Source organism: Polaribacter sp., from assembly GCF_036480315.1.
Taxonomy (GTDB): domain Bacteria; phylum Bacteroidota; class Bacteroidia; order Flavobacteriales; family Flavobacteriaceae; genus Polaribacter.
Genome location: NZ_JAZGGG010000025.1, coordinates 1 through 9,634, shown reverse-complemented (window position 1 = coordinate 9,634; position 9,634 = coordinate 1). Strand labels below are relative to the sequence as shown.

General features: G+C 27.5%; 10 protein-coding genes and 1 pseudogene. 4 read left to right on the top strand and 7 right to left on the bottom strand.

Annotation, left to right across the window (positions count from 1 at the left end):
- Positions 1-113, top strand: a pseudogene (locus V3V28_RS05265) (IS982 family transposase); the annotation flags it as partial.
- 117 nt (positions 114-230) lie between these two features.
- Here V3V28_RS05265 and V3V28_RS14660 read toward each other — a convergent pair.
- From V3V28_RS14660 to recA, 3 genes are all read right to left on the bottom strand, one after another.
- The gene (locus V3V28_RS14660) at positions 231-314 is read right to left on the bottom strand and encodes a hypothetical protein (RefSeq protein ID WP_442957519.1); all 84 of its coding nucleotides are present in this window, start codon (positions 312-314) and stop codon (positions 231-233) included.
- 27 nt (positions 315-341) lie between these two features.
- Positions 342-578 carry a hypothetical protein gene (locus V3V28_RS05255; protein WP_331363978.1) on the bottom strand — a complete coding sequence of 79 codons (237 nt, stop codon included), beginning with the start codon at positions 576-578 and terminating at the stop codon, positions 342-344.
- Positions 579-697: 119 nt separating this feature from the next.
- The gene (gene recA, locus V3V28_RS05250; protein WP_331363977.1) at positions 698-1,705 is read right to left on the bottom strand and encodes a recombinase RecA; all 1,008 of its coding nucleotides are present in this window, start codon (positions 1,703-1,705) and stop codon (positions 698-700) included.
- Between the two features lie 112 nt (positions 1,706-1,817).
- On the opposite strand from recA, the gene V3V28_RS05245 reads away from it, so the two are divergent.
- Genes V3V28_RS05245 through V3V28_RS05235 form a run of 3 tightly spaced genes read left to right on the top strand, consistent with a single transcriptional unit; the run spans position 1,818 to position 3,562 of the window.
- Entirely contained in the window at positions 1,818-2,609 is a 792-nt protein-coding gene (locus tag V3V28_RS05245) for an aldose 1-epimerase (RefSeq protein WP_331363976.1), read from the top strand.
- Positions 2,610-2,613: 4 nt separating this feature from the next.
- Positions 2,614-3,180: a pseudouridine synthase gene (locus tag V3V28_RS05240; protein WP_331363980.1), complete on the top strand. Its 567-nt coding sequence runs from the start codon at positions 2,614-2,616 to the stop codon at positions 3,178-3,180.
- 28 nt (positions 3,181-3,208) lie between these two features.
- Positions 3,209-3,562, top strand: a complete 354-nt coding sequence (locus V3V28_RS05235) for a hypothetical protein (RefSeq protein WP_331363975.1) — start codon at positions 3,209-3,211, stop codon at positions 3,560-3,562.
- A 316-nt stretch (positions 3,563-3,878) separates the two neighbouring features.
- Here V3V28_RS05235 and V3V28_RS05230 read toward each other — a convergent pair whose 3' ends face one another.
- From V3V28_RS05230 to V3V28_RS05215, 4 genes are all read right to left on the bottom strand, one after another.
- Positions 3,879-4,058 carry a hypothetical protein gene (locus V3V28_RS05230; RefSeq protein WP_331363974.1) on the bottom strand — a complete coding sequence of 60 codons (180 nt, stop codon included), beginning with the start codon at positions 4,056-4,058 and terminating at the stop codon, positions 3,879-3,881.
- 21 nt (positions 4,059-4,079) lie between these two features.
- The gene (locus tag V3V28_RS05225; RefSeq protein WP_331363973.1) at positions 4,080-6,698 is read right to left on the bottom strand and encodes a leucine-rich repeat protein; all 2,619 of its coding nucleotides are present in this window, start codon (positions 6,696-6,698) and stop codon (positions 4,080-4,082) included.
- 134 nt (positions 6,699-6,832) lie between these two features.
- A complete protein-coding gene (locus tag V3V28_RS05220) occupies positions 6,833-7,546 on the bottom strand; it encodes a response regulator (RefSeq protein ID WP_331363972.1) in 714 nt (237 codons plus the stop codon).
- 2 nt (positions 7,547-7,548) lie between these two features.
- Positions 7,549-9,243 carry a tetratricopeptide repeat-containing sensor histidine kinase gene (locus tag V3V28_RS05215; RefSeq protein WP_331363971.1) on the bottom strand — a complete coding sequence of 565 codons (1,695 nt, stop codon included), beginning with the start codon at positions 9,241-9,243 and terminating at the stop codon, positions 7,549-7,551.
- Positions 9,244-9,634: the final 391 nt, after the last annotated feature.

Below are 9,634 nucleotides of genomic sequence, written 5' to 3'. Positions count from 1 at the left end.
AAGGTTTTAAGACTAGAATACTCTCAAAATTAACCTCATTAACAATTATTCAATTCATTAATAAGTTTACTTTTGATAGAAATATTAACAACTTAAAAATTAGTATTATTTAAATGCAAAACGGGTTATAATAATCTCCTTTTACTGTTTTGTAAATTACTTTTTTAGAATCTAAACAAATAATTCTATCTTCACAAAAAGGCATAATTTCGTTTTCTTTTGTTTCTTTTCTAAAATAGTTCTTCTTTTTTATTTCTGTAAACAGCAGGTGTAATTCCGAAATGTTTTTTAAATGCTTTACTATAAGATTGCACATCTGAATAACCAACTTTTTCGGCTACTTATTTAATTTCATCCGAAGTAAAAACTAACATCTTTGCACTATTTTCTACTTTTACTCTTGTAACATAACCACCAATAGTCTCTTGATATTGTGCTTTAAAAATACGTTGAAGGTTTCTGTATGAAAAATTAGATAGCGCCTCTAAATCTTCTACCAGAATCTTTTTATGGTATTGGGTTCTAACGTAAGAAACTACTTGTTGTAATCGGTTATTATAAAACTCTTTTTTTTCCATAGTACAAATGTAGGTTGCTCTTTTTTAATACCTTTTGTCTTAAATTGACAACATAAAAAAACTGCTGTAGATTGATTACTTCTACAGCAGTTGATAATAATAGTTAGAACTTTTAATGTTTATTCTAGATTTTCAATAGCAACTTTTATTTTTCCTTCTAACTCTTCTGCCAATTCCGGATTGTCTTTAATCAATCCCTTAACAGCATCTCTTCCTTGTCCTAGTTTTGTTTCACCATAACTAAACCAAGAACCACTTTTCTTTACAATACCTAATTCTACACCAATATCTAAAATCTCACCAACTTTAGAAATTCCTTGTCCGTACATAATATCAAATTCTGCAATTTGAAACGGCGGTGCTACTTTATTTTTTACAACTTTAACTTTGGTACTGTTTCCAATAACTCTGTCTCCGTCTTTAATTTGTGTTCTTCTTCTAATGTCTAAACGTACAGAAGCATAAAATTTTAATGCGTTACCACCAGTTGTCGTTTCTGGGTTACCGAACATTACACCAATCTTTTCACGTAATTGATTAATAAAAATAACTGTACATTTTGTTTTAGAAATTGTACCTGTTAATTTACGTAATGCTTGAGACATTAAACGAGCATGTAAACCCATTTTAGAATCTCCCATTTCTCCTTCAATTTCAGCTTTTGGAGTTAAAGCTGCAACAGAATCAATAACAACAATATCTATTGCGCCAGAACGAATTAAGTTTTCTGCAATTTCTAATGCTTGCTCTCCATGATCTGGTTGAGAAATAATTAAATTATCTATGTCTACTCCTAAATTTTCTGCATAAAATTTATCGAACGCGTGTTCTGCATCAATAAAAGCAGCAATTCCACCAGCTTTTTGGGCTTCTGCAATTGCATGTAAAGTTAAAGTAGTTTTACCAGAAGATTCTGGTCCGTAAATTTCAATTACTCTACCTCTTGGGTAACCACCAACGCCTAAAGCTAAATCTAACCCTAAAGAACCAGATGAAATTGCATCTATATCTTCAGTAACTACATCACCTAACTTCATTACAGCACCTTTACCATATGTTTTATCTAACTTATCTAATGTAAGTTGGAGTGCTTTTAATTTTGCTGTTTTTTCTTTATCTGTCGCCATTAATCTTGCTATTTTATTTTTAAATAAGTGCCACAAGTTACAAAAAACTAAGACTAATTTCCTAACAATTTACATTCAAATTTGTACTATTTTTACACAAAGTCTACAGTTAATGAGTTCAAGAGTATTATTAGAAAATAAAGCATGTAAAGTTGCAATTGAAAAAGGTGAACTAATTAGTTTTACAAAAGACAATCTAGAATATATTCATCAAAAAGGAAATAAAGGTTGGCGTAATTCTGATGATGAAATGTTTCCTGTAATTGGCCCAACTTCTAAAAATAACTTTAGAGTACATACCAAAAATGGTGATGCAATTCAAGATCAACATGGTTTGTTACGTGAGTTAGAATACGTTTTAATTTCTTCGGATGAAAAATCTGCGAAATTCATCAAAAAATATAAAAAAAATACACAAATAAATAATAGTAAATATCCTGTAAAATCAACCGAAAAAGAACTTTCTTGGCCTTTTAATTTTACTTTCGAAAAGAATTTCACCCTAGAAAATGATGTTTTAAAAATTGAATTTATTATCAATTCTAATGAAGGAATGCCTTTTATGTTAGGTTATCATCCTGCATTTATGTTGTCTAATTCTGGTGATGAAACTTTAGAAGCTAATTCTAAAACTTTTACTTTAGATGATGTTTATAAAGCGGGTTCAAACGCTTTTCCTATTTTAAATTCTGATAAAATTATTTTAAAAAATATTGATAGAAAATATTTAGAAATTACCACAAAGAACTTTAATAATTTTATGTTGTGGACAGAGGTTGACAATATGCTTTGTATAGAGCCAATAACACAATATACTTCTTATACAGATCAAAAGTTTTCTGAAAAAAATATGCGTTTATCCGAAGGAAAAAACACTTTTTCTATAGCAATTAAAATTTTATAGTTTGATAAAAAAGCACCGTCATTTTATCATTCATAAACCTTGGGGAATGATTTCTCAATTTGTAAACCCTGCAAAAAGAAAAAAAAAATTATTAGGGGATTTATATGATTTTCCTGAAGGAACAATGGCAATTGGTCGTTTAGATGTTCCTTCGGAAGGTTTACTTTTATTAACAACAGATGGCAAAATTTCTGCAGAAATTAGATCTAATAAATATGAAAAAGAATACTATGTTCAGGTTGATGGAATTATCACCAAAAAAGAAATTGAACAATTAAAAAACGGTGTAGAAATTGGTTTCAACGGAAAAAAATATATTACAAAACCAGGAAAAGCTTCCATAATAGAAGATCCTAAATTTCCGTTAAGAACTATGAAAATTAGAGATGAACGCCACGGACCTACAAGTTGGGTTTCTATTATTATTAGAGAAGGTAAGTTTAGGCAAGTACGTAAAATGACCGCTGCTGTAGGTTTGCCTACTTTACGATTAATTCGTGTAAGAATAGGAGAAATAGAATTAGATGGTTTGGATATTAATGGTGTTATTGAGGTTGAAAGTTTTTTATAGTTTTTATATCTTACAGTAAAATTAAATTATGAAAAAAATTATTCTTTGTTTATTAATTATCTTTTCTGCTTGCGGAAGTAATAAGAATGTGGTTAAAAAAAAATATAAAATAACTAAAATAGAAAATGTAGAGTTTTCTGGTGGAGATGGTTTTAGTTTTGAAAAAGCAATTATTATAAAAACTAAAAATTCTAGTAAAGGAATTGGTGCAGAATATAAATATCTAGATCAAAAATACGGCAGAAGAGGTATTGATTGGAAAATGATTCAACAATCTTTATCTTATAAAAATAAGAAACCTTTTGATGTGTTAAAAATAAAATATAAAGGAAAAGAAATAAATGTTTATTTCGAAATTAGTTCTTTTTCTGGCAAGTATTAATTTATTAAATAATGTAACATTTATCACAAAAAAAGAAAGTTTATCTTTCTAATTTTGCTGTATGGGTAATTCGAATACTACTTTATATATAGTAGCTGCAGTAATAATTTTACACTTTCTAGTTGGTTTTGGGTTTTTAATTCACAAGATGACTAAAAAAGACAAGGAATAAATCATACTTCCTCGTAATAACAAGTGTCATTGTAAAATTTACTTTTTTATGAACTGTAGAAATCTCATAATATAATTTTAAAACTAAAAAAAGCTTTCAAAAATTAATTTGAAAGCTTTTTTAATATATTCTTTACCTCTTTTTTTAAAACCCTGCTCCAGGAGCTTCTGGACTAGCAGCTTGTGCTTTTTGTGGGTTTAATATCATATAAGTTCCAAGAGCTGTTAAAGCTGCATACTTACCGTAATTACCAATCTTTTTAAGAGCGTCTTTACGAGTGATTTCTTGTTTTTTATCTGCTGTATTTTTTATATCGTTGTTCATGGTTGTCTAAATTTAATAATATTACTCGAGAATAATTTTCTTACTTGTTTTTCCTTGCTCTGTAATTAATTGAACAATATAAATCCCTGTTTTTAATACAGGTAAAGAAATATTGTTAACAGAACTTGCTTTAAAAGATGTAGAAAAAGTTCTTTTTCCTAATACATCAAACATCGTTAAAGAAACGTTTCCGTTTTGTAAACCCGTAATTCTTAAATTATTATCAGCTGTTTTATAAAAACCAATATTTGTTAAATTTTCTGATGAAACACTTAACGTTTGAGTTGTTGTATGTACGTAAAAACGTCCTACACTATCTACATTTTCTGTAAGAGTAACACTATATACGTTGTTATTTAATAACGTAAACGTACCTTCTTGTTTGTCTTCTAAGTACACATTTATGTTGGTTGCCATATTAAGTAAACTTGTATTAATGGTAATGTTATCTCCTTGGCTTGCTTTTATTCCTACAGGAATTATCATTTGCTCAATATTGCTATTTGGTAATGATTGAATTACATATTTATCACCAATATTGTCAGCTAATAAATGAGTGTAAATTTCTGATTCATTAGAAGCTCCTCCAAACATTTTTCCATCAAAACCATTATCAAAACCTGTTGTAGTACCATCAATATAATATACTTTTGCTGCTGATGAATACAACCCATTTGTTAAATTAATATGTATTTCTGATAAACTACTTCTTAAAAAAGTATCTGAAGTTTGATGACTTCTATCTGTTGATGCATCAATTGTTAAATTTCCTGCTGTTCCATTAGATTCTACAAAAAATGCTTGTCCTGGAGCAACTTTAAAATCATCTACTGTTATTTTTGTTTGATAGGTTCCTAACCCTCCATTTGCTGATGGATCCCAAATCCATAATGTTTGTGAATCTAATAAAACTGTGTTTGTTGTTAACACATTAGCACTTTTTACAAAAGCTGTATAGGGATTTCCTATCAAGTTAAAACCAGCACCAGTTACATCTAAAACGACAGAAGTGTCATCGGTTTTTAAACTTCCCACAAATGAAACATCCGCAGCTGCACCCGCTAAATTGATACTATGTGCTGTTCCTGCAGAAAAAGTGTCTGCATTAGAAGTTCCGCTTTGATAATAAGACCAACTATCACTAGCGGTAGCATACGTACCTAAACCAATATTTGTTCCATTAGTTGCTAAACCAGAAGCGGCCACAAAATCATCTACATCTTGCCCAATTACTGGCGATGAAATTAAATGCCAATCACTCGAAGGAAGGTTTCTATTATAGGTTACCTCTCCTGTAAAAACACCACTCGCTATAAAACTAGCTCCTGACGCTATTTCTATAGAATTTACAGTAGTAGCACTTGTTATTGTTGGGTAATTGGTTAATCCATTAGGTATAGTAATATAATCTGTTATATTTGATGGACCTGTTGTTCCATTTACCCAATTAGAACCTGTAGCCCAATCAGTATTTGTAGTTCCTGTCCATTGATAACTAAAACTTGTGGTTTGAAAACCAGTCCAAGATGCTGTTGTATAAGCTGCTGTTGTTCCTGCAGGAATTACTAAATCTATGGTATTTATATTACTAAAAACACCTGGCTGTAAAGTTGCTGGTGAAACGCTTTCTGAAATTACTTTTGTTAAAGAATTACCATTAAATACTCCACCTCCAAGAGTTCCTACATTTAAAGGAATTACAACACTTGTTAGGCTGTTAGAAGCAAAAGCTCCTTCTCCAATATTTATTACATTTAAAGGAATTGTAACACTTGTTAAGCTTTTGCCAGGAAAAGAATAATCGCCAATACTAGTTACATTATAGGTATTACCATTGTCAAGTATAGAAGAAGGGATTGTAATATTTCCTCCCATTCCTGAATAACCAATAATCTTCACTTTATAAGGAGCCGTTGTTGAAGTAGCTTCATACGTATAATCTCCGTCTGTAAATTGAATACTTTTAAAACCTGTCCAACTTGCTGCTATATAAGCATCAATAGTTCCTGCAGGAATAATTAAATCTATACTACCTCTAGTATCTACTGTATCACCAGTAGTTGAAAAAGCATTTGATGAAAGGCTCATAGGTGTAACAAGATGTGACGTTACTTTTGTTATTGAATTTGTATCACAAAAAGTTCTATTAAGCGCACCTGTAAAACCAGCAGAAATAATAATTTCAGTAAGACTAGTATTACTACAAAAAACCCCATAACCAAGAGTGGTTATAGTAGAAGGAATGGTTATAGTTGTAAATTTATTTCGTGTAAAAGCGTAATTATCAATTCTTGTTAATGTTGCTGGAAAAGTTACAGTTACTAAATCATTTTGTTTGAAAGCATCACCCCCTATTTTTTCTAAAAAAGACGGAAAAATTACTGCTGTTAGATTTTTAATACGAAAAGTAAGGGCTTTAATACTTGTAATATTATATGAAACACCCATATGTGTTTCTGATGTTGGTATGGTAATACTACCACCAGCACCTGTGTAAGTAATAACTTGTGCCTTATAAGGAGTGTTTGATGTTATTTTATACTCATAATCTCCAACTGTAAAAGTGTCATTAATTGTACCTTGTGAAAAAGAAAGGGCACTAAAAAAAAGGAGGGAAAAAAAAGTAATTGTTTTTTTCATTTTTTTATTTTTGAATTAATATTATTTAGGTTAATATTTTTCAAAAATAAATTTTGATGTAATGCTGTTTTTTTTTTTGTGATGAAACTGATGATTTTTGTGACAAAATCACATTTAATAAAAAGAAGAAACCTTTAAAGACTCTCTTTAACTTTTGAAAAGCTTTCTAAAAACTTTTTACCAACATTAATTGTGGTGTCATTAAACTCAACAAAATTAGAGGTGTAGCCTGTAATATTATGTATGTTGATAATATATGATCTATGAATTTGTAAAAAAACACTATCGGGCAATGAAACTGCAATTTCTTTAAAGGTTGCTCTTATTAAGTATTGAGAAGATAGTGTATAAACCTCTATATAATTACCTGTAGAGCGAATGTATTTTATGTCAGAAAAAATTATTTTTTTATGTATGCCATCTACTTTAAAAAAACAATACTCTTTTAATTTATTTGAAAAACTTAAGGTTTCTGTATTTTCTTTTGATGCATTAAATGCTAAAGAAATACTTGTAAATAAATCTGACTGATTAAATGGTTTTACAATATATCCATTTGGTTGCGTTTTTATTGCTTTTTCTACCGTTTTTGGGTCAGAATGAGAGGTTAAATATATAAAAGGTACTTTGAAATTTGTATTTATAATGTGTGCTAATTCTATACCACTCATTTCTCCTTTTAAAACAATGTCTATTAATACTAAATCTATTGTTTCTTTTTTTAATACTTCTATAGCTTGTTCTGCTTTAATAACAGTGTCTACAACCTTATAATTTAAATCTTCAATAATTAATTTAATATCTTCTGCTATTAATAAATTATCTTCTACTATTAATATTCTTTTCATAACTAAACAGGTATTTTTATTGTGTATAAAACACCACTATTTTTAGAAGAAGTTATTGTTTTTTCTGCTTCTAATTGTTTTACTAAAATTGCAATTAATTGCAGCCCTAATGTTTTTATTTTCTTTACTTTATTTATATCAAAACCTATTCCATCATCAGAAATGATAAAAACATACGCTTCTTTTTCTTTTTTTAATGATATTGTAATTTTTAAAGAGCCTAATTCATTATTATATTTTAAAGAGTTGGTAATTATTTCATTAAAAATTAAACCTAAAGTGATGGATAAATCGATATCTAAATTTTCTATAGAATCTATTGTAAAGTTTACTTTGGTTTTAGAACCATAACTTATTAGTAAATTTTTAACTATTTGTGTTAAATAATCTTTAAAATCTACAGAATCTAATTGCTCATTTTCATATAATTTTTGATGCACCAAAGCCATCGACTTTATTCTACTTTTACCATCTAAAAACATACTTTTAACCTCTTCTTTATCTGTATACCTAGACTGTATATTTAATAAACTAGAAATAAGCTGTAAATTATTTTTTACTCTATGATGTATTTCTTTTAGTAAAATTTCTTTTTCTTTATTTCTATTAAAAAGTTGGTTATTTATAGAGTCTATCTTTTTATTTTTCTTACTTAAAATATAAATTACAATTATAAATATGCAGAAAAATAAAACTGAAGACAAAATGATAATCAACCTGATAAAAGCTGTTTTTTCTATTACTTTATTTTCTTTTTCTAGGGCTATTAAAGAATGTTCATATTCTATTTTTGCTTTTAAATACGATTGTTTTTTGAGTGTTTTTTTATTAAACAAAAGAGTATTTAAACTATCATACTCTTTTTTATAGAACAAAGCATCTTTATAGTTGTGTTGTTTTTCTTTTAAAACATATAAGTTTTTAAAACTTCTTAAAATCCATTCTCTACCATTAATGGGTAATACAATTTCTAATGCTTTTTTATTAAAATTTATCGCTTTATTTAATTGATTTTGTGCTGCATATAACTCTGCAATATCTAAATAAGAACCCGCTAAATAACCTTTATTATTTAAGTTTTTTCGTATTTTTTTTGAAATCGTAAATCGTTTTAAAGCTTCTTTAAAATTTCCTTTTTTAGTGTATATTAAACCACTGTTACCTAATAAGGTTGCATAAATTTTTGTAAGCGTATCTAACTTTTTTTCTTTTAATAATTTTAGTCCTTTATTATAATGTTCTAAAGCTTTATTAGTGTTATTTAAAAGTTTATAAGCCCAACCTAAATTATTTAAATACTTAATTTTTAGATTAATATTTTCTTTATTTAAGACTAAACCTTCTTTATAATAAGCAAGTTGCTTTTGGTATTCGCCTAAATTATAATAGGTACTTGCTAATAAATCTATTCGTAAATTTTTAGAATAAGAAGAGTTTATAAGTATATTTTCTATAAATTCTAATTGTTTTTGGTATTCGCCAACAAAATCTAAAAGACTGTATTTTATTTTGATAAATTTTATACGTTCTTCTTTTGATAAGTTTGATAATGTAATTTTATTTAGGTAAAAAAAAGCTTTTTCTGGGTTTGAATTTTTAAAATAGTAAGCGCTATCTATCATTTTATTAATCGTAATATTTTGACTAAAACTAACAATTGAAAAAGATAAAAATAAAATGTAAGTTATTTTTTTCATAACACAAAAGTAACTGGTTATTAAGCGCAATTAAACAGTCTTCCTTATAATAAATTATTTAACAGTAAAGTTATACTTATAAAGTATAAATCTTTGGTAAAAAATAGTAATTGTTATGAAAAGATGAATTATCGTGACAAAATTTATATATGTATTAAAATGAATGATATTTATAACTTAAAGTAATAAAAAAATAGGTAACATTTATCATAAAAAAAGAAAATTTATTTTTCTAATTTTACAGTATGAATAATTCGAATACGACTTTACCTGTTGTGCATTATAAAAAAGCTGTTCATTGATTAAGAGAATCGTATATTTAATTGAATTTCAAACATTTAAATAGATGAACAGCTTTAGAGCAAATTACGAGAAAATTTTAGAGGTATTA